The 24,134-nt window shown below is 70.2% G+C and carries 27 protein-coding genes; 13 read left to right on the top strand and 14 right to left on the bottom strand.

From position 1 onward, the window contains the following. The first annotated feature begins 61 nt into the window (after positions 1 to 61). The 3 genes from DJ74_RS08790 to DJ74_RS08780 all read left to right on the top strand — a co-directional run bounded on the left by DJ74_RS08790 (position 62) and on the right by DJ74_RS08780 (position 2,578). Positions 62 to 1,408, top strand: a complete 1,347-nt coding sequence (locus DJ74_RS08790; RefSeq protein WP_094527002.1) for an MFS transporter — start codon at positions 62 to 64, stop codon at positions 1,406 to 1,408. Positions 1,409 to 1,486: 78 nt separating this feature from the next. Next, the gene (locus tag DJ74_RS08785; RefSeq protein ID WP_094521875.1) at positions 1,487 to 1,735 is read left to right on the top strand and encodes a hypothetical protein; all 249 of its coding nucleotides are present in this window, start codon (positions 1,487 to 1,489) and stop codon (positions 1,733 to 1,735) included. Between the two features lie 45 nt (positions 1,736 to 1,780). Further along, a complete protein-coding gene (locus tag DJ74_RS08780; RefSeq protein WP_094527001.1) occupies positions 1,781 to 2,578 on the top strand; it encodes a winged helix-turn-helix domain-containing protein in 798 nt (265 codons plus the stop codon). 10 nt (positions 2,579 to 2,588) lie between these two features. Here DJ74_RS08780 and DJ74_RS19620 read toward each other — a convergent pair whose 3' ends face one another. After that, positions 2,589 to 2,714, bottom strand: a complete 126-nt coding sequence (locus DJ74_RS19620; protein ID WP_254921631.1) for a hypothetical protein — start codon at positions 2,712 to 2,714, stop codon at positions 2,589 to 2,591. 110 nt (positions 2,715 to 2,824) lie between these two features. After that, on the bottom strand, positions 2,825 to 3,361 hold the full coding sequence (locus DJ74_RS08775; protein WP_094521873.1) for an inorganic diphosphatase: 537 nt from the start codon (positions 3,359 to 3,361) through the stop codon (positions 2,825 to 2,827). 398 nt (positions 3,362 to 3,759) lie between these two features. Here DJ74_RS08775 and DJ74_RS08770 point away from each other — a divergent pair, with 398 nt between their 5' ends. Further along, positions 3,760 to 4,119 carry a PadR family transcriptional regulator gene (locus DJ74_RS08770; RefSeq protein ID WP_094521872.1) on the top strand — a complete coding sequence of 120 codons (360 nt, stop codon included), beginning with the start codon at positions 3,760 to 3,762 and terminating at the stop codon, positions 4,117 to 4,119. Between the two features lie 145 nt (positions 4,120 to 4,264). On the opposite strand, the gene DJ74_RS08765 is transcribed toward DJ74_RS08770, so the two are convergent. Together DJ74_RS08765 and rnhA are read right to left on the bottom strand one after the other, a co-directional pair. Then, positions 4,265 to 4,942, bottom strand: coding sequence for a hypothetical protein (locus DJ74_RS08765; RefSeq protein WP_094527000.1), 678 nt, complete (start codon positions 4,940 to 4,942; stop codon positions 4,265 to 4,267). Next, positions 4,929 to 5,525 (bottom strand): ribonuclease HI, encoded by a 597-nt coding sequence (rnhA, locus tag DJ74_RS08760; RefSeq protein WP_094526999.1) that lies wholly within the window; start codon positions 5,523 to 5,525, stop codon positions 4,929 to 4,931. Before rnhA ends, DJ74_RS08765 begins: the two co-directional genes overlap by 14 nt. A 199-nt stretch (positions 5,526 to 5,724) precedes the next feature. Here rnhA and DJ74_RS08755 point away from each other — a divergent pair, with 199 nt between their 5' ends. The 4 genes from DJ74_RS08755 (at position 5,725) to DJ74_RS08740 (ending at position 9,455) form a co-directional block, all read left to right on the top strand. Next, entirely contained in the window at positions 5,725 to 6,717 is a 993-nt protein-coding gene (locus tag DJ74_RS08755) for a transcription initiation factor IIB family protein (protein ID WP_094526998.1), read from the top strand. A gap of 84 nt (positions 6,718 to 6,801) precedes the next feature. Further along, on the top strand, positions 6,802 to 7,734 hold the full coding sequence (locus tag DJ74_RS08750; RefSeq protein WP_094526997.1) for a hypothetical protein: 933 nt from the start codon (positions 6,802 to 6,804) through the stop codon (positions 7,732 to 7,734). A 56-nt stretch (positions 7,735 to 7,790) separates the two neighbouring features. Then, positions 7,791 to 9,134, top strand: coding sequence for an Nre family DNA repair protein (locus DJ74_RS08745; RefSeq protein ID WP_094526996.1), 1,344 nt, complete (start codon positions 7,791 to 7,793; stop codon positions 9,132 to 9,134). A 66-nt stretch (positions 9,135 to 9,200) separates the two neighbouring features. Beyond that, positions 9,201 to 9,455 carry a preprotein translocase subunit TatA gene (locus tag DJ74_RS08740; protein WP_094526995.1) on the top strand — a complete coding sequence of 85 codons (255 nt, stop codon included), beginning with the start codon at positions 9,201 to 9,203 and terminating at the stop codon, positions 9,453 to 9,455. A gap of 200 nt (positions 9,456 to 9,655) precedes the next feature. On the opposite strand, the gene DJ74_RS08735 is transcribed toward DJ74_RS08740, so the two are convergent. Together DJ74_RS08735 and DJ74_RS08730 are read right to left on the bottom strand one after the other, a co-directional pair. Next, complete coding sequence (locus tag DJ74_RS08735; protein WP_094521865.1) at positions 9,656 to 9,952, bottom strand: PRC-barrel domain-containing protein; 297 nt, start codon at positions 9,950 to 9,952, stop codon at positions 9,656 to 9,658. A 112-nt stretch (positions 9,953 to 10,064) separates the two neighbouring features. Continuing rightward, on the bottom strand, positions 10,065 to 11,063 hold the full coding sequence (locus DJ74_RS08730; RefSeq protein WP_094521864.1) for a radical SAM protein: 999 nt from the start codon (positions 11,061 to 11,063) through the stop codon (positions 10,065 to 10,067). A gap of 169 nt (positions 11,064 to 11,232) precedes the next feature. Between DJ74_RS08730 and DJ74_RS08725 the strand changes: the two genes are divergently transcribed. Both DJ74_RS08725 and DJ74_RS08720 read left to right on the top strand, forming a co-directional pair. Continuing rightward, a complete protein-coding gene (locus DJ74_RS08725; protein WP_094526994.1) occupies positions 11,233 to 11,952 on the top strand; it encodes a DUF6517 family protein in 720 nt (239 codons plus the stop codon). 110 nt (positions 11,953 to 12,062) lie between these two features. Next, positions 12,063 to 13,190: a DUF373 family protein gene (locus DJ74_RS08720; protein ID WP_094526993.1), complete on the top strand. Its 1,128-nt coding sequence runs from the start codon at positions 12,063 to 12,065 to the stop codon at positions 13,188 to 13,190. A 53-nt stretch (positions 13,191 to 13,243) separates the two neighbouring features. On the opposite strand, the gene DJ74_RS08715 is transcribed toward DJ74_RS08720, so the two are convergent. The 5 genes from DJ74_RS08715 to DJ74_RS08695 form a co-directional block, all read right to left on the bottom strand. Continuing rightward, on the bottom strand, positions 13,244 to 14,257 hold the full coding sequence (locus tag DJ74_RS08715; protein WP_094521861.1) for a hypothetical protein: 1,014 nt from the start codon (positions 14,255 to 14,257) through the stop codon (positions 13,244 to 13,246). Positions 14,258 to 14,422: 165 nt separating this feature from the next. Then, complete coding sequence (locus DJ74_RS08710) at positions 14,423 to 15,484, bottom strand: phosphotransacetylase family protein (protein WP_094521860.1); 1,062 nt, start codon at positions 15,482 to 15,484, stop codon at positions 14,423 to 14,425. Continuing rightward, the gene (locus DJ74_RS08705) at positions 15,481 to 17,592 is read right to left on the bottom strand and encodes an acetate--CoA ligase family protein (protein ID WP_094526992.1); all 2,112 of its coding nucleotides are present in this window, start codon (positions 17,590 to 17,592) and stop codon (positions 15,481 to 15,483) included. Before DJ74_RS08705 ends, DJ74_RS08710 begins: the two co-directional genes overlap by 4 nt. 183 nt (positions 17,593 to 17,775) lie before the next feature. Further along, positions 17,776 to 19,524, bottom strand: coding sequence for a PAS domain-containing sensor histidine kinase (locus tag DJ74_RS08700; RefSeq protein WP_094527021.1), 1,749 nt, complete (start codon positions 19,522 to 19,524; stop codon positions 17,776 to 17,778). Between the two features lie 73 nt (positions 19,525 to 19,597). Then, positions 19,598 to 19,987 carry a helix-turn-helix domain-containing protein gene (locus tag DJ74_RS08695; protein WP_094521858.1) on the bottom strand — a complete coding sequence of 130 codons (390 nt, stop codon included), beginning with the start codon at positions 19,985 to 19,987 and terminating at the stop codon, positions 19,598 to 19,600. 244 nt (positions 19,988 to 20,231) lie between these two features. Here DJ74_RS08695 and DJ74_RS08690 point away from each other — a divergent pair, with 244 nt between their 5' ends. From DJ74_RS08690 to DJ74_RS08685, 3 genes are all read left to right on the top strand, one after another. Next, entirely contained in the window at positions 20,232 to 20,867 is a 636-nt protein-coding gene (locus DJ74_RS08690; protein WP_094521893.1) for a helix-turn-helix domain-containing protein, read from the top strand. Between the two features lie 95 nt (positions 20,868 to 20,962). After that, a complete protein-coding gene (locus DJ74_RS19140) occupies positions 20,963 to 21,118 on the top strand; it encodes a hypothetical protein (RefSeq protein ID WP_170938315.1) in 156 nt (51 codons plus the stop codon). Between the two features lie 184 nt (positions 21,119 to 21,302). After that, a complete protein-coding gene (locus DJ74_RS08685) occupies positions 21,303 to 21,758 on the top strand; it encodes a pyridoxamine 5'-phosphate oxidase family protein (protein WP_094521857.1) in 456 nt (151 codons plus the stop codon). 62 nt (positions 21,759 to 21,820) lie between these two features. On the opposite strand, the gene DJ74_RS18670 is transcribed toward DJ74_RS08685, so the two are convergent. From DJ74_RS18670 to DJ74_RS08675, 3 genes are all read right to left on the bottom strand, one after another. Next, positions 21,821 to 21,970 (bottom strand): zinc ribbon domain-containing protein, encoded by a 150-nt coding sequence (locus tag DJ74_RS18670; protein ID WP_141211934.1) that lies wholly within the window; start codon positions 21,968 to 21,970, stop codon positions 21,821 to 21,823. 115 nt (positions 21,971 to 22,085) lie between these two features. Beyond that, a complete protein-coding gene (locus tag DJ74_RS08680; protein WP_094526991.1) occupies positions 22,086 to 22,841 on the bottom strand; it encodes an ABC transporter permease in 756 nt (251 codons plus the stop codon). Continuing rightward, positions 22,838 to 23,911 carry an ABC transporter ATP-binding protein gene (locus DJ74_RS08675; RefSeq protein ID WP_094521855.1) on the bottom strand — a complete coding sequence of 358 codons (1,074 nt, stop codon included), beginning with the start codon at positions 23,909 to 23,911 and terminating at the stop codon, positions 22,838 to 22,840. Before DJ74_RS08675 ends, DJ74_RS08680 begins: the two co-directional genes overlap by 4 nt. Between the last annotated feature and the right edge of the window lie 223 nt (positions 23,912 to 24,134).

The raw sequence follows: 24,134 nt of genomic DNA, 5'->3' as shown, positions 1-24,134 counted from the left end.
GCACCGCCTCGCTCGGCCGTATCATCGGTGTATTAAAGGGCGTTTCGGCGCAGTTATCAGCATGGGAAAGACGGACGACGTCGACCTCCTCGACCCGTTCCGTCAGTTCCTCTCGCTGCGGCGGGACGTGCTCGTCCTGTCGCTCGCGATGTTCGCGTTCAGCCTCGGCTTCCAGATGACGAACCGGTACGTCCCCGAGTACATGTCCGCGTTGGGGGCGAGCGCGTTCGTCATCGGGCTGTTCGGGACCGTCGGAAATGTCATCGGCGCGGTGTACCCGTACCCGGGCGGGCGGCTCTCGGACCGGATCGGGTCGCGGCTCGCGCTCACGCTGTTCGGACTGTTATCGAGCCTCGGGTTCGGCGTGTGGCTCGTCGCGCCGACCCTCGGGACCGTGCGGTTCGCGGGCGTCGTCTTCGAGCCGTGGATCTGGATCTTCGTCGGGCTATTCTTAGCGCAGGCGTGGAAGTCGTTCGGGCTCGGCGCGACGTTCGCGATCGTCAAGCAGTCGGTGCCGCCGGAGCGGCTGGCGCGCGGGTTCGCGAGCACCGAGGTGTTCCGCCGGACCGCGTTCCTGATCGGCCCGCTGATCGCGGCGGGGATCATCCAGTACGCGGCCGACTTCACCGTGAGCTTCCAGTACGTGCTCGCGGTGGCGCTCCTGTTCGGCGTTGTCGCCACCGCGCTCCAACACACGCTCTACGACGCGAGCGAGGACACGCTCGGCAAGGAGTTCGAGGAGGTAAGCGAGGTGGTCGAGGACCTCCGGAGCCTCCCGCCCGAACTCCGCCCGCTGCTCGTCGGCGACACGCTCGTGCGGTTCGCGAACGGAATGGTGTACGTATTCTTCGTCATCGTGATCACGCAGTTCCTCGAGGTCGGCCTCGACGTCGGCCCCCTCTCCCTGTCGCCCGCGGCCTTCTTCGGCGTGCTGCTGGCGATCGAGATGTCGGTCGCGCTCGTCTCTATGCCGCCCGCGGCGCGCGCCGCGGAGCGGGTGGGGCTCAAGCCGGTCGTCGCGCTCGGCTTCCTCGTGTACGCGGCGTTCCCGGCGCTGCTCATCAACGTCCCCGCCGACACGCCCCTGACCGCGCCGCTCGTCGTCGCGCTGTTCGCGTTCTCCGGCCTCCGGTTCGCGGGGCTCCCCGCGCACAAGGCGCTGATCGTCGGCCCCGCAGAGCGCGACACCGGCGGTCGCGTCTCGGGGTCGTACTACCTCCTCCGCAACGCGGTCGTCATCCCGAGCGCGGCGCTCGGCGGCCTGATCTACGGCGGGTTCTCGGTGCCGGGAACCGGGCTCTCCGTCGCGGGGGATCCCGTCGTCGCGTTCGGGCTCGCGAGCGCGATCGGGCTCGTCGGCGTGGCCTACTTCGCGCTGTTCGGCGAGGAGTACGACGCGTACGCCTGACCGTCGGCGGAGCGGTGGTTCGAGACGGCGCGCCCCGGTCGCCCCGCCGTTTTTCACCTCCCGCGACCGAGAGCGGGTATGACGGACACCGCCGCCGCGATACGGGAGGCGTTCGAGCACACCGACTACGACCTCGGTGACGTCGCGGTCAACCGACGGCAGGTGCGCGTCCCGGTGCTCCAAGAGGGGGCCGACCCCGACGCCCTCCGCGCGGTGATCGAGGAGGCGCTCGGCGCGGACGCGGTCGTCGGTGCCACCGTGCGCACGGAGACGATCGACGGCGAAGACACCATCGGGACGGTGGTCTCGTTCCAGCACCGGCCGTGACGCGGTACGATTAACCGTGTGGTACTCGTACCAGTAGGGCATACGATGACGGCCGACCACGGACACGACGACGCACAGTACCTCGCCGGGTCGCCGGTCCGTGTCGCGGTCCTCCGGGCGCTCCGGCGGGAGCCGCGTCGCCCGGCCGCGCTGACGGACGCGGTCGACGCGACCCGGACGACGGTCCAGCGGATCCTCGGGGGATTCCGCGAGCGCGACTGGGTCGTCAAACGCGACGCGACCTACCGCGTGACGCCGACGGGAGAGCGCGTCCACGACGCGTACGAGGCCCTGTTGGACGAGGTGGAGCTCGCCGACCGGTACGGGGGGTTCGCCGCCGACCTCGAACGCGTGGGCGCCGATTTCCCCCCGGAAGCGCTCGACGCCGGCGAACTGACCGTCGCGACGGACGGGAACCCGCTCGCCGCGGTCGACCGGATCACCGAGCTCCTCCGCGAGGGCTGCGGCGCCGAGATCCGCGCGGTCTCGCCGATCGTTATCCAGCAGTTCAACCGGGCGGCCGCGACCGCGCTCGACGCCGGCGCGGAGGTCGAGCTCGTCATCGACCGCGACGTCGTCGAGGCGTCGATCGCCGACTTCGGGCCGGCGACCGACCGAGCGCTCGACGACGACGACGCGACGGTCTACGTCTCGCCGGAGCCGATCGAGTACGGCGTGTTCAGGTGCGACGACGTCGCCTGCGTGACGGCGTACGACCGCCGGAACAACCCCCGGTGCGTGCTGGAGTCCACGGACCCGGCGGTGGTCGAGTGGGTCGACGACCGGTTCGAGTCGTTCGTCGCCGACGCCAGCCGGCTGTCCGCCGTCGTCGAGAACGCCTGATCTGAGGCGATTACGCCTCGGTGTCGCCGTCGGAGTCCCCCGGGGACTCGCGGTCGTCGTCGCGGCGGTCGGGATCGAAGTTGGCGGGGACGACCGTCGGGTGGTCGATGCCGACGGACGGGGTGCTCGCGCTCATAGCTCTGTCTGGGCGTACGCGACGCACCGACTAAAAATTACTCATGGGCATAACGCATCCCGCCCGCGGGAGGGTATGTTCAGTGGTTATCCGATTCTCCTATTTCGGGACTACTCGCCGAACTCGTCGGCGTACAGGTCCTGCGCGTGTTCGATCGCCGCTTTCGCGGCCGCCTTGTCCTCCCAGCCGAGGGTCTCGACCTCTTTCCCGGCCTCGAGGTTCTTGTACGTCGAGAAGAACTCGTCTATCTCGTCGCGGATCTGCTGGGGGATGTCCGCGAGGTCCTCGATGTGGTCGAAACGGGGGTCCTCGGTGGGCACCGCGATCACCTTGTCGTCCTGCTCGCCGTCGTCGTCCATCTTCATGAGCGCGACGGGGCGGGCCTCGACGACGCAGCCGGGGAACGTCTGGTCCTCGACGAGCACCATCACGTCGAACGGGTCCTCGTCGTCGTAGTACGACTGCGGGATGAAGCCGTAGTCGTACGGGTAGTGGACGTTCGAGTGGAGCACGCGGTCGAGGACGACGCCGGGGATGTCCTTGTCGTACTCGTACTTGTTCCGCTCGCCCTTGAGACACTCCACGACCGCGTAGATCTCGTCGGGCGCGTCCGGACCCGTCTCGAGTTCTTCCCAGAGGTTGACCATGTGCCAGATATTCGGTCCAAGGGTCGCAAAGTCCTTTCGGGTTCCCCTCGCCGTCGCGACCTCGGCGAGGCCGGAGCCCCGTCGACGTGACCCCCGCTTTTGATCGATCGTCTCGTCGATCCGGCCGTTTCGGAGCCCCGTTCCTCGACCGACATCCGGCCGGTTTACCAGTTGATCAACTGTCAATTTCCACCCGAACCTTCCGATTCGTCTGATAGATCGTCACGGATGCGTCTCGTTGACCGGCGATCACTCGGATGCGGCGGTCGGTCCGTATCGGCGGCGTCGCATCCGATAGCTCCGATATCGGGGGTATCAGGGGTTTCTTCCGCAGCTAGGTATTTAAACACCGACGAACCTTGAGAAAGGTTATAAGTTCGGCTTCCCTTCAGTCAACTATGTCAGAGGCACAAGCAGTTACTGACACGGAGGCAGCGCGACCGGCATCGGACCTAACGGCGTTCCAACAGAACATCCTCGCGATTCTGTCGGAGGAACCCATGTACGGGCTCGCCATCAAGCGCGAGCTGGAGGCGTACTACGGCTCCGAGGTCAACCACGGGCGGCTCTACCCCAACCTCGACGACTTGGTCGAGGACGGGCTCGTCGAAAAGAGCGAGCTCGACAAGCGGACGAACCAGTACGAGCTGACCGAGGCCGGCCACGACGCGGTCCTCGGACAGCTGGAGTGGGTCCTCGACCGGTTCGTTACCGACGAGGCGCGCGGCGACGAGATTCGCGCGCTCCTCGGCGAGTAACGCCCGAAGGCCCCGCGGGACGCACCGGCGAGAGACCGACGCAATTCTGGCACACGCACGCGCGGTGAAAACCGCGCGCTTCCGACTTCCCGAGCGACGGCGCCGTCGTCGCCGCCGCCGCCGCGACCGCCGATCCGGGTCTCGACTACGACGGGTCCGGCCCGTCGACCTCGGCGGCGACCGACTCGATCACCGTCAGGGACTCCTCGACGGCGGCGAGCTGCTCGTCCGTCGGCCAGCCGTTCCGCGGTAGGTACTCCTCCCGGAACTCCTCGCGCACCGCGGGAGCGGCGTCGTCGACCGCGCGGACGTAGTGATTGCTCATGAACGCCGCGAAGCTGCGGGCGGTGTCGGCGTGCGGCTCGCCGTGCGCGTCGGCGACCGCGTCGGCGACCGCCTCGTTGTAGGCGGCGATCTCGTCGTAGCGGTCGGCGTCGCCCGGCCCGGACAGCGACACCTCGACGGCCCGGTCGGTGGTCTCGATCCGGTCGAGCTGCACCGTCCCGTCGGCCATCCACTCCTCGGGGTACAACACGAGGGTGTCGTCGTCCTCGCGGAGCCGCGGGGCGTAGTCGTGACCCGCGACGAGTTCGTCGCGGCGATCGCGGTAGAACGCGGCGGCCGCGTCGTCCTCGGTCCGCCGGGCGAGCCGCGTGAGCCGCTCCGCCTCGTCGACGACCTCGACCGGCACGTCCGGGACCCGATCGTCGTCGCTCGCGCCGTCCTCGGCCGCGTCCCCGTCACCCTCGGGCTCTTCGGCCGCCATCACCTCTCGCGCTCGTTCCTTCGCCCACTCCGGGGGTTCGTCGTTAGTTCGCGTCATCGAGTGCCTCGTTCGCTAGATCGTCGGCGCGCGCGTTTATCTCCCGCGGAACGTGGCCGATCGACCACCGGTCGAACCGCGCTAACAGCTCTCTGGCGCGCACCCGCTTCTCGCGCAGTTCGGGGTCGTTGGCGTCCCACTCGCCGCGCACCTGCTTGACGATCAGCTCCGAGTCGCCGCGGACGTCGATCGCCTCGAAGCCGTACTCGTCGGCCGCCTCCAGTGCCCGGATCAGTGCGGCGTACTCGGCCTGGTTGTTTGTGACCGTCCCGATCCGCTCGCCGCCCTCGGCGACGACGCCGTCGGACGTGACGAGACACCAGCCGACCGCGCCGGGCCCGGGGTTCCCGCGGGAGGCGCCGTCGAAGTAGACGTGCGCGCGGCCGCCCCCCTCGCGGATGAGGTTCGTCAGCCGCGTCGGGTCGCTCCCCTGTACCACGACCTTGTCGTCGTACGCGACGGCGACGGCGCCCTCGCGCTCGGCGCGCCACCGCTCGTGGGCGGTGTTTCCCGGCTCGATCCGGACGCCGGCGTCCTCCAGACGGGTCCGCGCGGTCACCGGATCGCAGTCGATCGTCGGCATTCGTTCGCAGTCGTCGCCGGCGCGTCAAAGGCCTGTCCGTCGCCGGTGCGGTGAAGACTGTCCCTCGTCGGTGCGGTGAAGTCGGGTCCGTCGCCGGTGTGGTGAAGACCGTCCCTCGCCGGCGCCTCACCGCGCGGTCGAGCGATCCCCGTCTCTCACGAACTTTTAAGTTAATCCGTTAAGATAGTATATAAATGCGATGACACGGCCCACCCGGCAACGGGATCACGACCGGCAGCGTGTGCGGGACGAGGACGTCGACGAGAACGAAATTGACCCGGAAGAGCTGGACCCGGAGGACCTAGACCCCGAGGATTTCGACCCCGAGGACCTGACGCGGACGGCGGACGGCGAACTGATTCACGAGGAGACCGGCCTGATAGTCGAAGAGGAGCAGATCGATCCCGGCCCGGAGTGGCGCGCGTTCAATCACTCGGAGCGGCAGTCGAAGTCGCGCGTCGGCGCCCCGACGACGAAGACGATGCACGACAAGGGGCTGACGACGACGATCGACTGGAAGGACAAGGACGCGTACGGACGATCCATCTCCTCGAAGAAGCGCTCGCAGATGCATCGGCTTCGGAAGTGGCAGGAGCGCATCCGGACGAAAGACGCGGGCGAGCGCAACCTCCAGTTCGCGCTCTCGGAGATCGACCGGATGGCGAGCGCGCTCGGCGTCCCCCGATCCGTCAGGGAGGTCGCCTCGGTCATCTACCGACGCGCGCTCAACGAGGACCTCATCCGCGGTCGGTCGATCGAGGGCGTCTCCACCGCCGCCCTTTACGCCGCCTGTCGCAAGGAGGGGATCCCACGGTCGCTGGAGGAGATCTCCGACGTCTCCCGAGTCGACCGCAAGGAGATCGGCCGGACGTACCGCTACATCTCCCAGGAGCTCGGCCTGGAGATGCGTCCGGTCGACCCGAAGAAGTACGTCCCCCGCTTCTCCTCCGAGCTCGAACTGAGCGAGGAGGTCCAGTCGAAGGCCAACGAGATCATCGAGACGACCGCCGAGAAGGGGCTCCTCTCCGGGAAGTCCCCGACCGGGTACGCCGCCGCCGCGATCTACGCGGCCTCGCTGCTGTGTAACGAGAAGAAGACCCAACGCGAGGTCGCCGACGTCGCGCAGGTGACGGAGGTCACCATCCGCAACCGGTACCAGGAGCAGATCGAAGCGATGGGGATCCACAGCTGAACGAAGCGACGGGGATCCACGACTAGGCGCCGGCGCGGGCGAGCGGCGCGGCGTTTTTCGGATCGCGCGCACGTATCGTAACGCATGCTCGTCTGCGGGACGCACCGAGGGCTGTATCGGCTCGACGATCCGCTGGACGACCCGACTCGGGTCGCCGCGTGCGGGCGGGTCCGCGAGGTCGTCCGCAGCGGAGACGCCCGGATCGCCGCGACCGAGGAGGGGCTGCTCCGCTCGACCGACGGGACCGAGTGGGACCGCTTCGAGCTCTCCGAGGACCCGTTTTCCGTCCTCGCCGGTCCGGAGACGGTCCTCGTCGGCACCCGGCCGGTCGGCGTACAGCGGGCGAGCCCGGACCCGGAGACCGGGGACTGGCGGTTCGACCCCGTCGGCGACCTCGCCGCGCATCCGCACGGGGAACGGTGGCGCGACCGGGCGCCGGACGGCGAGCCGAGCGTCAGGACGCTCGCCATGCACCCGGACGACGGGGTCCTCGCGGGGCTCGAACCGGGCGGCGTCTACGCCTTCGGCGGGGAGTTCTGGCGGCGGTACGGCCGCGGCGTCCACGACGACGTCCACGACCTGCGCGTGCTCGGCGACGGCGTCGTCGTCGCCGCCACCGGGAACGGGCTCTACCGGACCGACGACGGCGACCGGTGGCACCGGCTCGACACCGACTTCCGCGACTTCTGGGCGAACTACTTCCGCGAGGCGATCGTCCACGGCGGGCGGCTCTACGCCGGGGCGAACCGCTGGGGGCCGGACGCGCCCTCGGGCGTGACACTCTCGGCGCCCGCGGACGACGGGGAGTTCGACGCCGATGCCGACCCCGTGCCCGCCGCCGACCCGGCGTTCGTGGTCTCGTGGGCTGTCACCGGGGACGCCCTCGTCGGCGGGACGCTGCGCGTCGACGACGACGGGTTCGCCGCTGAGGAGCCGGCGCCGCTGGTCGTGCGCGAGGACGGCGCGTGGAGCACCGGCGCGACGCTGCCGGCCGGCGTCACGTCGCTCGCGACCTGACCGCCGCCCGGCCGACGGCGACATCGTCAAGTCCGACTCGCCCCTAGCACCGGCGAATGCGGCTCGACGAGTTCATCGAGTTCGAGGCGAACGAGCGCGCCGAGCGGCGGCGCCTCGCCGCCGAGAAGGACTACGGCATCTTGGACCGCCTGGACTCCTTCGAGCGGCGCTTCGAGGAGCACGTCTCCGACGACGCCGTGGTCGGCAGCGTCTCCCCCTCCATCTTCGTCGGTCGCTCGGACTACCCGAACGTCTCGACCGGGCTGCTGTCGCCGGTCGGCCGCGAGGAGCGCGCGGCCGCGTTCGAGACCTCCGCGTCGTGGTACGACGAAGGGGTCTCCATCTCGGACGTGTTCGACCGCCGGACCAGCCTGCTCAACTCGGCGCGCGGCGTCGACGTCAGGGACGTCGGTGCGAGCGCCGACGCCGTGGGGGGCGTCTCCGCCTCCGTCACCGCGGGCGCCGACGCGGCCGCGAGCGTCCACGACGCGTGGAACGGCTGGGTCGGCGTCCAGCGGGAGGTCGCCATCGCCGATCGCCCGGTCGACGTGGAGATTGGGCTCGACGGGGCGCCCGACCTCGACTTCGACGTCGGCACGCAGGACATCAAGACGCCGACCGGACCCCGCGCGGCCGCCCGCACCGCGGAGCTCGGCGAGAACCCACACGTCCCCCGCCCGATACAGAAGACCCTGGAGGACGACGACTGGCGCGCCGAGGGCGCGATGACGTACCTCTACCGCCGCGGGTTCGACGTGTACGAGATCAACACGATCCTCTCCGCGGGCGCGCTGGGGCGCGGAGAGAACCGCCGGCTCGTCCCGACGCGCTGGTCGATCACGGCGGTCGACGACACGGTCGGGCAGTTCCTTCGCGGCTCGATCCGCGATAACCCGACCGTCGACCGGATCGAGGTCCACCGCAACGAGTACCTCGGCAACGCGTTCTGGGTCGTTCTGGCGCCGGGGCGGTGGGAGTACGAGCTCGTCGAGATGAAGTCGCCCGGTTCGATCTGGAACCCGGACCCCGAGGCGGGCGTCTCCCTCGCGGCCGCCAGCGAGGGCCGCGAGGGCCGGACCGGGTACGTCGAGGAGACGGCCGGCGCCTACTACGCGGCCCGGCTGGGCGTCCTCGAACACCTCGACGACCGCGGGCGACAGGCGAAGGCGCTCGTCTTGCGGCACGTCTCCGACGACTACTGGGGCCCCGTCGGCGTCTGGCAGGTGCGCGAGGCCGTCAGGAACGCGTTCGACGGGGAGCGCGGGACCGCCGAGACGTTCGGCGAGGCGGTCCGCGGCGTCGCCGAGCACCTCCCGGTGTCGCTCGGTCGCCTGCGGCGGAAGTCGACGCTGGCGGCCGGGCTGCAGGCGAATCTCAGTGACTTCGCCGACGTCGGGTGAGGTCGCGGAGGCGACGGGGGGTCCCCGCCCCGATCGCTTTAGTCGCGTCACCGAGTGTGTGGCCTCATGGTTCCCACCGTCCCCGCGTTCGGCGGCGTTCCAGCCGGTCCCGAGCTCGTGATCATCCTGATCATCCTCGTCCTCCTCTTCGGCGTTCCAATCGTTCTCATCGCGGCAGGCGTGGTGTTCCTCAAACTGCGCTCTGGCGGCGAGGAGGCGGACGCCGACCGCATCGCGGACCTGGAGGCGGAGGTCGAACGCCTCCGCGAGGAGGTGGACGACGAGCCGGACAGCCGCGACGGCGACGACGATAGCTTATAAACCCCGATGCGGTGGCGTCGCCGGTGCGTAGCGCCGGCTGTGAGCGAGAGCTTCGCTCTCGCCCCGCGAGCGGCTGCTACGGAGGGATTCACCGCGACGTGATTCGATGATAAATCCCGATCAGCGACAGCTCACGTTTGGGTAGAAACCCCAGACTCTCTGCCCGCGTCGCTCGCTCCCGTCGTCGTTAACACTCCGTATCAGTCCTCCGCCCAGTAGTACAGGTCCTCGCGCGGCGCGTCGCAGTTCGGGCAGCTATCGGGAAGCTCCGTCCCGATCTCGCCCATCTCGCCGCACTCCCAACAGCGCCACATCACGTAGGCGGTGCCGAACACGTCGCGGGCGTCGGTGAGCCCCAGTTGCCGTGACTCCGACGGCGACGTGACGTAGAAGCCGTCGTCGTCGACTCCTCGGACCGTCCCGAGCTCCTCGCCGTCCTCGTCGTACACCGGTTGTCCGATGCTCACGTCGGCGAATACGGGTTCTTCGGAGGCCATGCGCGGGGGTACGCACCGGTCCCTCATAAGTGTGGTATGTGGTCGCGTCCCACAGAAGAAGGAAGATCGATATCGTACCGATGCGACGCGGAGGCGAGGACTGAGACGCCGCTCAGGCGACCGGCGTCCGCTCGACGACGGTCCCGTCGACGGTCGGGTACTGCTCGACGATCTCCCCCTCGTCGAGGTCGCCGTCCTCGATCATCTCCTCTAAGAGCCACCACGCGATCTCGACGTGGTCCGACTTGACGGTGTAGAAGTCTTCGGGGACGCCGAGCGACTCGAACCGCTCGGGGTCGGCGAACGCCTTTCCGTAGACGAGGGTGCCGTCGTCGGTCACCTCGTCGAACTCGCGGCGGATGTTCTTCGCCATCCGCTTGAGCCGGTTCCGGTGTTGGGCGGCGTCTTTGAACACCGACGTACAGAAGTACACCTTCTCGTGGCTCGCCATCTCGGAGACGATCGCGTCGTCCTTCGACCCCTCGACGGCGGACATGTGGCCCTCCTGTAGCTCGAACCCCTCCTCCTGCATCCGGCGGTAGTTACCGTCGGACATCTCGAACTCGTTGATGTTACAGAACTCAGCGGCGCCCTCGTCTAAGAACTCCAGGAACTCCGGCTCCGCGCGGATGCCGGGGATCTCGAAGGCGGGCGTGAGCCCCTCCTCCCGGGCGATGTACAGGATCTCCTCCCATTCGGTCCCGTGCATGTCGCCCCACAGCTCCACCGGCGGGTGGAAGCGGATCTCGTCGAGCCCCGCCTCCGAGAGGCGGCGCATGTTCTCGCGGCCCCCCGTGATCCCGGTGTACAGGTGCGTGTGGTGGTCTTCGCCGAACTCGTCTTTCAGCAGTTCGAGGTAGCGGGTCGTCTTCGCCATCGCCTCCTGCGGTTCGCCGCCGGTGATCGAGGTGCCGAGCGCGCTCATGCGCTTGGCCTCTTCGATCACGTCCTCGTCGGACTCCACCTTCCGCTCGTTGGCGTACACGTCCGTGACGTTCTTCCGGTTCTCTCCGAGGGGGCAGTAGAAACAGTCCCGCTGGTCGCAGTAGCCGTAGACGAACAGCACCATCTTACCGCCCTTGGCGCACTGTTCACAGCCCTTGGAGATCATCTACCCCCCTCTACCGCCCGCGGCCTCAAAAAGCGTGCGAACTCCGCGTTCCCGGGAGAGGCGTTGTCACGCGGGCGTCGCGGCCGCCGTGAACGGGGCGTGTCTACGACCCGACACCTCGGACCGGGCGAACACAAAGTATGTACCGCCCCCGACGCGACCGGAGGCCATGACCCGAGAGCCGACCGCGGACGAGAGAGCCGAGTCAGCCGACGCCGGGCCGTACACTCGCCGTCGCGCGCTCGCCGCCGGCGGTGCAGTCGCGCTCGGCGGCCTCGCCGGCTGCACCGCGCTCGACGTCGCCACCGGCGAGCCCGCCGAGTTCACCGCGGGCACCGCGACGGTCGCGGACGCGACGCTGTCGGAGAGCGGGTACGAGCTCAACGAGGTGACCGACCGGACCGTCTCGCGCGAGTTCGAGGTCGGCGGACAAACCCGAGAGGTCCGCGTGACGAACACCGTCGCCGAGTACGACAAGGCAGTCGAGCTGTTCGGCCAGCGCTACCAGGCCGCCGTCTTCGCCGCGGTGACGACGCCGCAGGTGCGGGTGCTCGGGCAGGCGCTCAACCCGATCGCCGAGATGAGCACCCGCGATCGAGCCGAGCTCATCCTGAACCGCTACGAGAACGTCGGCGACTTGGAGCGCGGCTCGGAGTACACGACGACGGTCCTCGGCGCCGACGCCGAGGTCGTCGTGTACACGGCCGAGGGAGAGATCGAGGGGACGGGGACGAGCACGGAACTGGAGCTTCACATCGGCGAGCCGGTCGCGGCCGGTGACGACTTCGTCCTCCCGCTCGCGGCGTACCCGGCCGCATTCAGCGACGGCGAGAACGTCCGCCAGATGATGAACGGGATCGAACACGAGCCGGCGTCGGGCGGGGACTGAGCCGACCCGACCGAGGAGACGCGACCGGCACACGGGCCGGAAACTCCCGCCCCCGTGCGCCGCCGCTCCGAGCCGAAAACATATGCCGGCCCCTCGCATAGCGTCGCGTAATGCTGTTGGTCCTCTGCGTCGACCTCGACGACGACCTCGGCCGCAAGACCGGGATCCCGACCCCGGTGATCGGCGCCGCCGACGTCACGGAGGCCGCCGTCGCGCTCGCGACGGCCGACCCGGAGGACTCGGACGTGAACGTCCTCTTCCAGGGCGTGAACGTCCACGACGAACTCGCGGCCGGCGGCGAGGCGGTCGAGGTCGCCGCCGTCACCGGCGTTGACGGGTCCGACGTGAAGGCGAACCGCGCGGTCGGGAAGGAGGTCGACCGCGTCCTCGCCGAGCTGTCGACCGGCGAGGAGGTCTCCGCGGTGGTCATCACCGACGGCGCGCAGGACGAATCCGTCCTCCCGGTGATCCGCTCGCGGATGCCGATCGACGGGATGCGACGCGTCGTCGTCCGGCAGGCGCAGGACCTCGAATCGCTCTACTACACGATCAAGCAGGTGCTCGCGGACCCGGAGACCCGCGGCACGATTCTCGTCCCCCTCGGCGTCCTCCTCCTCATCTATCCGCTGGTCGTCGTCGCGAACCTCTTCGACGTCGCCGGCGCGGCGGTCTTGGGGATCCTCTCCGGGCTCGTCGGACTCTACTCGCTGTTCCGCGGGCTCGGGCTGGAGGAGACCGTCGACGGGGCGGCCTCGACGGTGCGGAACGTCCTCTACACGGGGCGCGTGACCCTCGTCACGTACGTCGTCGCGCTCGCGCTGATCGTCGTCGGCGGCGTGCAGGGCGTCGAGACGGTCGAGACGGTCAGCGCTGTCCGCGGCGGGTCGATCACCGCCGGCGTGACGCTGGCCGCGTTCGTCCACGGGTTCGTCCAGTGGCTCGCGGTCGCCGGCGTCACCTCCAGCCTCGGTCAGATCACCGACGAGTACCTCGGCGGCCGGTTCCGGTGGCGGTACCTCAACGCCCCCTTCTACGTGCTCTCCATCGCGGTCGTGCTGTACGCCGTCTCCGGCTTCTTCCTCCCGGACGCGCGGGGGGTCACGTCGCTCGGCCTCCCGGACCTCGCGATGGCGCTCGCGGCCGGGACGCTCACGGCCGTGTTGAGCACGCTCGCGTTCGCCGTCGCGGAGTCGCAGCTCCCGTCGGCGACGGGCGTCGGCGAGCGAAAGAGCGGGTAGGTTGCGGGGCGGTACGGCGGCGGGGCGGGACGGCGGCGGAGCGGCCGGGTCCGTTACCGGGGCGTCCACTCCTCGCAGGCGTCCATGTCGTCCATCAGTTCGTCGTGATGGTCGCAGTACGGCTGCATCCCCTGATCGGTCCGGACGTAGTCGAAGTGCGTGCAGTTCCCGCAGTAGGTGTCGCCGGGGCCGTCCCGCGCGGCGGCGTCGACGCCGGGCGAGACGTCGGCGCCGGCCCGCCCGTCTGAGCCCGGACCCGCGGGTCCGTTCGGCCCGTCGGCGGGTCCCGCGTCGCCGAGGGGCGACCGGATGTCGGTGTCGGCCTCGCCGCCGTCGCTCACGCCGGCGGAGCCCCCCCGTCGCTCGCCCGAGACGCCTCCGGACGAGCCCGTGCCGAGACCGGTTCCCGAACTCGTCGTCGCTCCGTTCCCGGTCGTCGCGTCCGTCCGTCCCGCTCGGTCCGGTCGGTTCGTCTGCGTCTCCACGTCGCCGTCGGGGGTCCCGCCGAGGAGGCCGACGCCGCCCATCCCGTCGATCTGGTCTCGGCCGACCTCGATGATCTTCGTCTCGCCCTTGTGGGTCACCTCCATCGTGACGGTGCCGCCGGGGTCGTTGCGCGTCTTGAAGTTGGCGACGCCGACGAAGACGCTCCACAGCGCCGTCGCGGCGCCGACGAAGTACAGCCCCGCCGTCGGCAGCGTGAGGTCGGTCAGCTCCGGTCGCGGTCCGCTGACCCAGTGGTAGGGGTAGGCGTACGCGAACAGCGCGACGCCGAGGCACATCACGCTCGCCCCGACGACGGCGGCGACCCGCGTGTTGCGGTCCGCGGGGAGGACGGCCATCACGCCGAGCAACACCAGTGGGACGCCCACGCCGCCGAGCACGCCGCCGAGCCGCCGCGCCTCGCCGGAGCTGTAGCCGCTCGGGAGAGTGACCTCCGCGGCGACGAGGAGCCCGACGACGAGGAGCAGGGTTCCGGCGACGAACGAGCCCACGCCGAGGTAGAGCCGACGCGGGTCGACCTCGGAGCGTCCCCGTCCGCCGTACGCCTCCGAGAGACTGGTCATACGCCGCCTACGTCGTCCTCCCTGAAAACAGTATGTCAGACGTTCGCCCGCGGCGACGGACGGGGCGGCGATTGCGGGGGTGACGGCGCCGCCGGAGGCCCCCGACACCAGCGCGTCGCCCTCCGACACCGGCGCGTCGCCCTCCGACACCGGCGCGTCGCCTTCCTACACCAGCGCGTCGATGTCGACGTGCGCGTCGAGCAGCTCCGCCATCCGATCGACGGTGCGCGCGTCTCGGGTCCGGCCGCTGCGGACGATCCCCTCGGCCCGATCGATCGCGGTGACGGTGTCGGTGTTGAGCGCGAGGACGGGCTTGCCGGCGTCGGCGGCCTTCCCGAGCACCGCGCCCGAGGGCCGGTGTCCCCCCGTCAGGACGAGGCACGCGACGCCCGAGGCCTCGAGCGCGGCCGTCTGGACGTCCGCGCGGTCGCCGCCCGTGATGACGGCGGCGTCGCGGGCGCGCCGGAAGTACCGCAGCGCCTCGTCGCCGCCCATCGCGCCCACGAGGAACCGCTCGACGAAGCCGTCGGTCGGGGCGTCGGTGAGCAGCTCGGCGCCGAGCTCGTCGGCGAGCTCGCCGACGGTGACGCCCGCGAGCTCCTTCTCGTGCGGGATCGCGCCGAAGACGGTGATCCCTCTCGACTCGAGGAACGGGATCCCGTCCTGGTCGAGCGAGTCGAACGCGTCGTCGGAGACCTTGTTGAAGACGACGCCGGCGAGCCGGTCGCCGAAGGCGTCGGCGGCCGCGAGCACGTCGTCGAGGTCGTTCGGCGAGCCGTACCCCGCGACGAGCACCACCCGCGCGTCGAGCAGCTCCGCGATGTCGACGTCGGTGAGGTCGACGACGCCGCCGGTGGTCCAGCTGGCGGCGCCCTCGACGAACATGTGGTCGCGCTCGGCCGCGAGCTCATCGTACTCCTCGCGGACCCGGTCGCGGAGCGCGTCGGGGTCCTCGGTGCCGCGGATCGCGCCCTCGACGAACGTCGGCGAGTAGACGACGGGCTCCATCTGGTGCATCTCGGCGTCCAGGCCGAGCACGTCGCGGGCGAGCATCGGGTCCTGGTCGAGCGTCTTGCCGACGTTCGACTGGAGGCGGGTCCCCTTCGGCTTCATGTAGCCGACGCTGCGGTCGCGGTCGGCGGCGAGCCGCGCGAGCGCGACGGTGATCGCTGTCTTTCCGGCTCCTTCTCCGGTCGCGGTGACGAGTGTCGTGGTGGTGTCTGTCATGGGTCGAGTTCCTCCGGGTCAACGGTGAGTCTCACGTCGACGGCGGCGGCGTTCGCCCCGTCGGCGTCGGGCAGTGCGACGAGCGGGTTGATGTCGAGTTCGAGGATGGCCGGGAAGTCGGTGACCAGCTGCGAGAGCCGACCGATCGTCTCGATCACGGCGTCGACGTCGACCGGGTCCCGGCCGCGGGCGCCGCGCAGCAGCGGCGCCGACTGGATCTCCTCGGTCATCTCGCGGGCCTCCGGCTCCGAGACGGGCGCGACGCGGAAGGTGGTGTCCTCCATCACCTCCACGAAGATGCCGCCGAGCCCGAACATCAGCAGCGGGCCGAACTGCGGGTCGCGGTTCATGCCCACGATAGTCTCGACGCCGTCCTCCAGATCGACCATCTCCTGGACCTGCACGCCGAGCACGGTCGCGTCCGGCTGGTAGTTTCGCGCCCGGGTGATCAGGTCCTCGTAGGTGTCCGCCACGTCCGCGTCCGAGACGCCGACGGCGACGCCGCCGATGTCGGACTTGTGGAGGATGTCCGGCGAGACGATCTTCATCACGACGTCGCCGTCGACGCCGGCGGCGACCTCGGCGGCGCGCTCGGGGGTGTCGACGATCTCGCCGTCGGGCGTGGGGATCCCGTACGCGTCCAGCAGCTCCATCGCCTCGACGCCGAGGCGGTTGTCGTCGCGGTCGCGCACCGTCTCTAGGATCCCGCGGGCGCGCTCGCGGTCGACGTCGAAGGACATCGGGTCGTCGTACTCGCGCTCCCTGATGTCGCGGTACCGCGCGAGCGTCGCGAGGCTTTCGATCCCGCGCGCCGGGTCGAAGTAGCAGGGGATCCCCCGCGCCTGGAGCTGCTGTTTCGGCTCGCGCGTCCGGTCGCCGCCCATCAGACAGGCGGCCACGGGGGCGTCCATCTCCTCGCTGACCGCCTCGATGGCGTCCGCGAGGTCTGCGAAGTCGATCGTCGCCGTGGGGGCGGCCAGCACGAGGGCGGCCCCGACGTTGTCGTCGGCGACGGTGATTTCCAGGGCCTCGCGGAACCGCTCCACGTCGGCGTCGCCGATCACGTCGACCGGGTTGTGGATGTTCGCCTCGTCGGGCATCGACTCGGCGAGCGCATCGCTCGTCTCGGCGGTGAACGACGCCATGTCGAGGTCGGCGTCGCCGACGGCGTCGGTCGCCATCACGCCGGGGCCGCCGGCGTTGGTGACGATGGCGACGCTGTCGGTGTCCGGGAGCGGCTGGCTCCCGAGGATACCGGCGGAGTCGAACAGCTCGTCGACCGACTCCGCGCGGATGACCCCGGCCTGATCCAGGCCGGCCTCGTACGCCTTGTCGGAGCCGGCGAGCGTGCCGGTGTGCGAGGAGGCGGCCTGCGCGCCGGCGCTCGTCCGCCCTGACTTCACGGCGACGATCGGGGTGTCCTGCGTCGTCTCGCGGGCGGTCTCGATGAACTCGCGGCCGTCCTCGATCCCCTCGAGGTAGCCGATGATCACGTCGGTCTCCTCGTCCGACCCCCAGTGGTCGACGAAGTCCGTCTCGTCGAGTACGGCCTTGTTGCCGAGCGAGACCACGTCCTTGAAGCCGATCCCGTTGTCGTTGGCCCAGTCGAGGACCGCGGTGACGAACGCGCCCGACTGGCTCATAAACGAGAGCCCGCCGGGGAGCGCGTTCTCCGGGCCGAACGTCGCGTTCATGCCCGAGGGCGTCGACATGATCCCCAGGCTGTTGGGGCCGACGAGGTTGAGGTCGTACTCGTCGGCTATCTCCGCGAGACGCTGCTCCCTCGCGGCCCCGTCCTCCCCCGTCTCGCCGAACCCGGCGGTGATGACGACGACGTTCCGGACGCCCGCGGCGCCGCACGCCTCGATCGCGTCCAACACGATCGAGGGCGGGACGACGATCACGGCGACGTCGGCGTCGGCGTCGGCCACCTCGTCGACGCAGGGCGTCCCGAGCACCTCGTCGTAGTTCGGGTTGACGGGGACGGTGTCGCCGTCGAAATCGTCGAGGAGATTCGACGTGACGGCGCGGCCGACGGCCCCCTCGCGCGACGTCGCGCCGACGACGGCGACCCGATCCGGGTCGAACAGCTCGTTGAGCGTACCCATCAAGGTGAATCTACGCGAACCTGTGGCTTAAGATCCGTGGGAGCGTCTTCGGTAGCGGAGTCAATAACGAACGACCGTTCGGAATCGTCTGGGTCGGACGAGGACCGTCCGCGGATCGGCGCGGTTCGTCCCCGTCCTCAATCGCTTCCTGTCCCCGTCCTCAATCGCTTCCTGTCCCCGTCCTCAATCGCTCCCCGACCCGCTCCCCGCTCCCGAACCGACGTCCTCCAGACCGTCGACTTCTTTCCCGGCCGCGTGTCCCGCGACGTCGCTTCCGGCGTTCGCGCGTCCCACCGCCGTCTCGGGTCGCCCGGGCGGTCTCGCCGCGAGCGACTCCTCGCCCGCCTCCCGGCCGACGCTCGGGACGGTGAGCGTGACGACGTTGCCGTCCGCGTGCGTGTCGAACGAGAGGTCGCCGCCCGATCGGTTCGCGACCCAGTACACGAGCCAGAGCCCCATCCCGCCCGTGTGGCGCAGGTCGTCCATCTCCCACCGGTCGGTGATGACGTACCGCTCCTCCGGGGGGATGGGCGGGCAGTTGTCGCGGATCGAAATACCGACCGACTCCGTCGTCTCGGTCACGTCGACCCGAACCCGCGGCGTCGACTCCGCGTGTTCGATCGCGTTCTCGACGAGCTCGGCGATCGCGTAGTCGAGCTCCGGATGCGTGAACGCCCGCACGCCTCGCGGGTACGAGACGGAGAGGCTCGCGACGGGATCGCCGTCCGCGGTCGCGTCGGGGTCGCGGTCCCGGTCGGCGGCCCGCTCGAAGCCGTTCGGCTCGACGCCGGCCGCTCCGTCGGCGGTCGGTCCGCGGTAGCTGACGTCGATCTCGCCGCGGCCGTCGCAGTCGTCGACGACCATGTCGAGCGCCGCTTCGACGACGGGGGCGACCTCCACCGACTGCGGCGAGCCGCGCTGGCGAAGCAGGTCGATGACCCCGCGCTGCTTCTCGGCGGTCGTCAGCAGATCGGAGGCGACCCGCCGAACCGTCTCGGCGTCCTCCGCGAGCGCCGCTCCGAGCTCGGCCAGCTCCTCCGGGTCGGTCGGGGGGGTCCCCGCCCCCTCGCTCTCCCACGCCTCCGGGTCGAACGCGTCCGCGGCCGCCACGCGGTCGACGATCCGCTCCGCGGTGCCGTCGACGATGTTCATGTCGTTGCGGAGCGTGTGACGGAGCAGGTTGTCCATCACGGCGAGCTGTCGCTCGCGGCGGTACTCGTCGGTGACGTCCTGCGCGAACCCGGTGACAGCGACGACCTCCCCGCTCTCCACGACCGGCTCGCCGGGCACTCGAACCCACCGGGTGGTCCCGTCTTCCGTCCCGAGCCGGTAGTCGATCAGCGCCGACTCGCCCGCCGAGAGCCGCTCCATCGCTCGTTCGACGTACGGTCGGTCGTCGGGGTGGACCGCGTCGAGGAAGCTCTCCGGGTTCCGACGGAGCCGGTCGGGGGCGACGTGGAACACGCTCTCGACGGCGTCGTTGATGAACAACAGCTCGGACCAGTCCGCGGAGAACATCCAGAACACGTCCGGAGACACGGAGGCGATCGTCTCCAGGCGCCGCCGCGACTCCACCTCGCGGGTCGCGTCGCGGGAGGTCAACACGTAGCCGTCGACGCCCGTCTCCGCGGGGGTGTGAACCCGCGTCCGGAGCCACACCCACCCGCCGTCCGCGGTGGCGTACCGGTACTCGATCGGTTCGTCCGGGTCGACCTCGCCGGCGACGACCGCCGCGAACGTCTCCCTGAGCCGTCCCTCGTCTTCCGGGTGGACGAGATCGAACGCGTCCGTCCCGACGAGCGCCTCCGGGTCGAACCCGATCACGTCGGTGGCGGCCGCGTTCAGGTGCCGATAGATCCCGTCTTCGTCGAGGACCACGACCTTGTCCTGAGCGAGGTTTAGGAGGGTCTCGGGATCCGGACCGGCGTTCATACGGTACGGGTTCTCCGGGCGGCACATAAGGCTGATCGCCCGATTATCAGCCCGAAAAACCGGCGTTTCAGAGTCAGTCGGCAGAGATCCCGGTCGTCTCGGGGGGCGCGGTGAGCGAGTCGATGCTCCCGTCTTCGACGGTCAGCGTGACGCCGTCGTCACCGAGTTCGACCGCCGCGTCGGTGGCGCCGCGACTGTACTCGGCGGCGTGGTCTCCCTCCGGGTCGAAGCGGACTCCCTCGACCAGGAGCGGCGTCTCGCTCAGTCGCTCGACCTTCCGGTAGGCCGTCGAGAGCGCGATGTCGCACGCGTCGGCCAGCTCGCTCGTGGTCATCGGCGTGTCGGCGGCGCCGAGGATCGCCCGACAGTCGGGGTCCGCGAGGGCGTCGAACGTCGCGTCGAGCGTCTCGTCTCCCTCGGTCGCCGTCGTCGGTCCAGTCGCGTACGAGGCCTGTCGCTTCATGGATGTAGGTACCCGCTCCACCCACCCCAACACCGCCCCTGTATATGAGGGGTATTTTATAAGTGAGCGCCGGAATCGGTCGCCTCCGACCCGTTCGCGGCGGGGTGCCTGCCCGCGCGGAGCGAGGCGCCCGATCGCGTCGCGGCGCGAAGCGAGGCCGGGACGCGGGACCACCGGGGTGCGGGACCGCAGACGGGCCCACGGCGTCAACGTTTTGCCCGGGGGCGGTCACGGACGGATGCAGATGGGATCCGGCATCAGAGCGGAGGTTTCGCTCCCGACGGGGACGCCGTCGCCGTTCGACGGCGTCGCCGACGGTTCGAGCCCGATCTACAGCGTCGCGCGGAGCACGCCGGACGGGGCCGGGGGGTCGGCCGTCTTCGAGTTCATCGCCGACGCCGACCTGTCGGTGCCCGAGGGGGTCGACGTCGTCTTCGACTACGGCGCCAAGGCCGCGTACCGGTTCGAGGCCGACTCCTCGGCCGACTCGCCGTTCGCGGTGCTCGACCGGCACGGGCTGCCGGTTTCGGAGACGACGATCCGAGACGGGCGCCTCCTCGTCACGTTCCACGCGACCGATCTCCCGACGCTCCGATCGGTGCTCGACGCGTTCCGGGAGTCGACCCCGGACATGGAGGTGTTGCGGCTCCTCCAGTCGTCGTCGACGCCGGAGGAGTCGGACCTGGTCACCGTTGACCGGAGCGACCTCACCGAGCGTCAGCGCGAGGTGCTCACGGCCGCCTACGACGCCGGCTACTTCGATCACCCCAAGGGGGCGAACGCCGGCGAGGTCGCCGAATCGCTCGGCATCGACCGCTCGACGTTCAGCGAGCATATCGCGGCCGCACAGCGGAAGCTGCTTTCGTCGCTACTGGACTGAGCGGCCGCGTGCGACCGAGAGCCGCCGTTGATCGGATTCCGAAACTTCAGGAATCCAAACCATCCTTCATGAGTGTCTGTGTCGTACTCGTATCCATGACGAGTCCAGGGACTCACACGTTCGTCTGCCCGGAGTGCCGTCGGTCGATCGAGGTGGACGACGCTATGCGGGCGACGCTGCTCGACGTCGGCTGCGTCGTCTGCGGCGAACCCGTCACCGAGAGCGACATCAGCGACCCCCAGACCGCGTAACGCCGCCCCGTCGTTTGCCTCGGCTCTCCCCGCCGTTACCCCGAGATACGTCGACCGCATCGCCCTCGCCCGCCGAGCGCGCAGACCTCCGCCCGTCGAGCGCGCGGACCTCCACCCGCCTCGCCGGCTCCGCGGTCCGATCCGTCTCGTGTCCTTTATCCGGGCGTACGCCGACTCGTTGCGTATGGCGACGAACAGCGAGGTCGAGATGACCGACGCGGAGGTCGACGCGTTCCTCTCGCACCACGAGACCGGCGTGCTCTCGCTTGCGCGCGACGAGACGCCGTACGCTATCCCGATCTCCTATGGATTCGACGAGGAGTCCCGCGACGCCTTCCTCCGGCTGGTGTCGACGCCCGACAGCGAGAAGCGTGAGTTCCTCGCCTCGAACCCGAAGGCGCGGATCGTGGTGTACGAGGAGGACGGCGACGAGTACGGCAGTGTCGTCGGCGTCGGCACGCTCCGCAGGGTCGACCTCGACGAGCTCACGCCCGAGACGATCGCGCAGTACGGGGAGACCCGCCGCCCCCTCTTCGAGATCTGGGCCGACGGGAAGCCCGACCTCGACATCGACCTCTATCGGTTCGTCCCCGACCGACTCACCGGGCGGACGATCGTCGTCGAGCGCGACGACGAGTGAGGCGGCCGCTGACGCGCTGATTTTCGATCGTCACCCGGCGAGCGACCCGTCCGGGCGAGACCCTATCTGTCGTCGGTATCGTCGGAGAAGTCGCCCTCGCTGGCGCCGGTCGTACAGACCGGACAGCCCGTGGCGAGGATCGTCTCCCGCATCTCCTCGTTGACCTCGATGGTCTGCGCGCAGTCCGAACAGGTGAATTGAACGGTCGTCAACACTGGACCTCTCTCGTCTCTCCGAGACGGCACCGTGCGATATAAATGACCGGCTTCGGGGACGGCGGGTCCCCCGTCGGGTACCTTCCCGCCTCGGTTCGATGCCGTTCCCGCCTCAGTCCGTCCGCGGGACCGCGTACGCGCCGACCGCGAGGAACGCGACCGCGAGCGCCGAGAGGACGGCGAGGTCGCCGACCCACGCGCCTGGCTCGTGAACGATCGCCCGCGTCCCGCGCGCGAAGTACGTCAGCGGCGAGGCGGCGACGGCCGGCCGGAACCACGCCGGCAGCAGGTCGGGCGAGACGAACGTCTCGGAGAGGAAGAGCAGGGGGAGCGCGACCGTGTTGCTCGCGGCGATCACGCCGTCCTGCGAGTCCGTGAGCGCGCCGAGCACGGCGCCGAGCCCGCAGAACAGCGCGACGCCGACGGCGACGAAGACGGGGAGGACGGCGAGCGCGGGCGAGACGACCGGCTCGGCGTCGGTCACCGCGAGGACGAGCCCGAAGATCAGCAGGCTCGCCGCGCCGATGATCGCGACGTTGACCAGTGTGTGCGCGAGCAGCCACTCCGCGCGGGAGAGGGGCGTCGTCGCCAGCTTCTCGAACCGGCCGCCGTCGCGGTGGCGGGCGATCTCCGAGCCGACCCGCGAGAGGGGAGTGAAGAGGACGACGACCGCGAGGTAGCCGGGGATGTAGTACCCCGCCGGCTCCGCGAACAGCCCCCCGCCGGTCGGCTGGGTGCGGACCAAGGCGCCGAAGATCACCACGAGGATCACCGGGAAGAAGAACGTGAAGAACACCGCCGTTCGCCGCCGGAGGAACGACCGCGCCGCCGCGGTCGCCTCGGTGCCGATCCGGCCGACGCGGGTCATCGGCCGCCTCCGTCCGGTGCGTCGCCGCCGTCGGGCGCGGCCGGCGTCTCCTCGCTCGGGATCGCCCGCCCCTCCCGCGGCGAGTACTCCTCGCCGGTGAGACGCAGGTAGACGTCCTCGAGCGAGGGCTCGGACCACGCGAGCGACTCGAAGGCGACCCCGGCGGCGTCGAGGGCGTCGACCGCGTCGCCGATCGTCTCGGGCCGAACGCCTCGGACCCGCAGCCCCTCGCGGGTCGACTCGACGTCGGCGTCGCCAGCGAGGCTCGCCGCGACGCGCTCGTCGACGCGCTCGACGAGCCCGTCGCTCGCGGGGCCGTCGAGGGTCACGTCCAACCGGGGGGCGCCGCCGTGTTCGGCGATCAGCTCGTCGGGCGGCCCGACCGCGACGACGGCGCCGTCGCGGAGGAGGGCGACGCGGTCGGCGAGGCGCTCGACCTCGTCCATCGCGTGGCTGGTGAGGAAGACGGTCGTCCCGCCGTCGGCGAGCCGCTCGATCAGGCGGTGGATCGACCGCCGGCCGGCCGGGTCGATCCCGGTCGTCGGCTCGTCGAGGAAGAGGAGGTCGGGGTCGTTGACGATGGCGGTCGCGACGCAGGTCCGGCGCTGTTGGCCGCCCGAGAGCGTCTCGTACCACGCGTCCGCGTCGTCGGCCATCCCCACGTCCCGGAGGACCGACTCGACGCCGCGGGCGTCGTCGTAGAGGCCGCCGTAGTACTCGACCAACTCGGTCGCGGTGAGGCGCTCCGGCGGGTCGAACGACTGCGGGAGCAGGCCCACGCGCTGCGGGTCGACCTCGCGGGGCGGGACGCCGAACACGCGCAGGTCGCCCTCGGCGTCGGTCGTCCCCGTCAGCGCCCGGACGAGAGTCGTCTTCCCCGCGCCGTTGGGGCCGATGAGCCCGAACACCTCGCCGGCCTCGACGCGGAGGTCGACCCCGTCGAGCGCGACGACGTCGCCGTACGACCGCCGGACGCCCTCGCCGACGAGGGCCGGGTCGCGGGCGCCGTCGTCCCCCGTCGAATCGGCCTCGTCGACCGCGGACGCCGACGCGGCCGCTGTCTCGTTCATGCGATCGCTCGGTCGGCCGCGCGCGTAAGGGTTGCTCTTCGCGGCGGGAGGCGACGGGCCGGCGCGGCGGCGGGAACCGCCCACCGGTGCCGGGTTCGAGGGCACGGTCCGTTACGCCTAAGCGACCCGACGCCGACCCACGGACATGGACTACCACGAGGCGGCGGCGTTCCTCTTCGACCTCCGCCGCTTCTCGGTCAAGCCCGGGACCGAGCGCGTCGCG

It is taken from the genome of Halorubrum sp. Ea8, from assembly GCF_002252925.1.
GTDB lineage: Archaea > Halobacteriota > Halobacteria > Halobacteriales > Haloferacaceae > Halorubrum.
The sequence above is the reverse complement of the archived record's forward strand: the minus strand, read 5'-3'. Positions and strand labels throughout refer to the sequence as shown.

What these genes read in the sequence shown, in the direction of transcription:
- DJ74_RS08790 (WP_094527002.1), top strand. Translation starts at nt 62, where the DNA reads ATGGGAAAGACGGACGACGTCGACCTCCTCGACCCGTTCCGTCAGTTC.
- DJ74_RS08785 (WP_094521875.1), top strand. Translation starts at nt 1,487, where the DNA reads ATGACGGACACCGCCGCCGCGATACGGGAGGCGTTCGAGCACACCGAC.
- DJ74_RS08780 (WP_094527001.1), top strand. Translation starts at nt 1,781, where the DNA reads ATGACGGCCGACCACGGACACGACGACGCACAGTACCTCGCCGGGTCG.
- DJ74_RS19620 (WP_254921631.1), bottom strand. Translation starts at nt 2,714, where the DNA reads ATGAGCGCGAGCACCCCGTCCGTCGGCATCGACCACCCGACGGTCGTC.
- DJ74_RS08775 (WP_094521873.1), bottom strand. Translation starts at nt 3,361, where the DNA reads ATGGTCAACCTCTGGGAAGAACTCGAGACGGGTCCGGACGCGCCCGAC.
- DJ74_RS08770 (WP_094521872.1), top strand. Translation starts at nt 3,760, where the DNA reads ATGTCAGAGGCACAAGCAGTTACTGACACGGAGGCAGCGCGACCGGCA.
- DJ74_RS08765 (WP_094527000.1), bottom strand. Translation starts at nt 4,942, where the DNA reads ATGACGCGAACTAACGACGAACCCCCGGAGTGGGCGAAGGAACGAGCG.
- rnhA (WP_094526999.1), bottom strand. Translation starts at nt 5,525, where the DNA reads ATGCCGACGATCGACTGCGATCCGGTGACCGCGCGGACCCGTCTGGAG.
- DJ74_RS08755 (WP_094526998.1), top strand. Translation starts at nt 5,725, where the DNA reads ATGACACGGCCCACCCGGCAACGGGATCACGACCGGCAGCGTGTGCGG.
- DJ74_RS08750 (WP_094526997.1), top strand. Translation starts at nt 6,802, where the DNA reads ATGCTCGTCTGCGGGACGCACCGAGGGCTGTATCGGCTCGACGATCCG.
- DJ74_RS08745 (WP_094526996.1), top strand. Translation starts at nt 7,791, where the DNA reads ATGCGGCTCGACGAGTTCATCGAGTTCGAGGCGAACGAGCGCGCCGAG.
- DJ74_RS08740 (WP_094526995.1), top strand. Translation starts at nt 9,201, where the DNA reads ATGGTTCCCACCGTCCCCGCGTTCGGCGGCGTTCCAGCCGGTCCCGAG.
- DJ74_RS08735 (WP_094521865.1), bottom strand. Translation starts at nt 9,952, where the DNA reads ATGGCCTCCGAAGAACCCGTATTCGCCGACGTGAGCATCGGACAACCG.
- DJ74_RS08730 (WP_094521864.1), bottom strand. Translation starts at nt 11,063, where the DNA reads ATGATCTCCAAGGGCTGTGAACAGTGCGCCAAGGGCGGTAAGATGGTG.
- DJ74_RS08725 (WP_094526994.1), top strand. Translation starts at nt 11,233, where the DNA reads ATGACCCGAGAGCCGACCGCGGACGAGAGAGCCGAGTCAGCCGACGCC.
- DJ74_RS08720 (WP_094526993.1), top strand. Translation starts at nt 12,063, where the DNA reads ATGCTGTTGGTCCTCTGCGTCGACCTCGACGACGACCTCGGCCGCAAG.
- DJ74_RS08715 (WP_094521861.1), bottom strand. Translation starts at nt 14,257, where the DNA reads ATGACCAGTCTCTCGGAGGCGTACGGCGGACGGGGACGCTCCGAGGTC.
- DJ74_RS08710 (WP_094521860.1), bottom strand. Translation starts at nt 15,484, where the DNA reads ATGACAGACACCACCACGACACTCGTCACCGCGACCGGAGAAGGAGCC.
- DJ74_RS08705 (WP_094526992.1), bottom strand. Translation starts at nt 17,592, where the DNA reads ATGGGTACGCTCAACGAGCTGTTCGACCCGGATCGGGTCGCCGTCGTC.
- DJ74_RS08700 (WP_094527021.1), bottom strand. Translation starts at nt 19,524, where the DNA reads ATGAACGCCGGTCCGGATCCCGAGACCCTCCTAAACCTCGCTCAGGAC.
- DJ74_RS08695 (WP_094521858.1), bottom strand. Translation starts at nt 19,987, where the DNA reads ATGAAGCGACAGGCCTCGTACGCGACTGGACCGACGACGGCGACCGAG.
- DJ74_RS08690 (WP_094521893.1), top strand. Translation starts at nt 20,232, where the DNA reads ATGGGATCCGGCATCAGAGCGGAGGTTTCGCTCCCGACGGGGACGCCG.
- DJ74_RS19140 (WP_170938315.1), top strand. Translation starts at nt 20,963, where the DNA reads ATGACGAGTCCAGGGACTCACACGTTCGTCTGCCCGGAGTGCCGTCGG.
- DJ74_RS08685 (WP_094521857.1), top strand. Translation starts at nt 21,303, where the DNA reads ATGGCGACGAACAGCGAGGTCGAGATGACCGACGCGGAGGTCGACGCG.
- DJ74_RS08680 (WP_094526991.1), bottom strand. Translation starts at nt 22,841, where the DNA reads ATGACCCGCGTCGGCCGGATCGGCACCGAGGCGACCGCGGCGGCGCGG.
- DJ74_RS08675 (WP_094521855.1), bottom strand. Translation starts at nt 23,911, where the DNA reads ATGAACGAGACAGCGGCCGCGTCGGCGTCCGCGGTCGACGAGGCCGAT.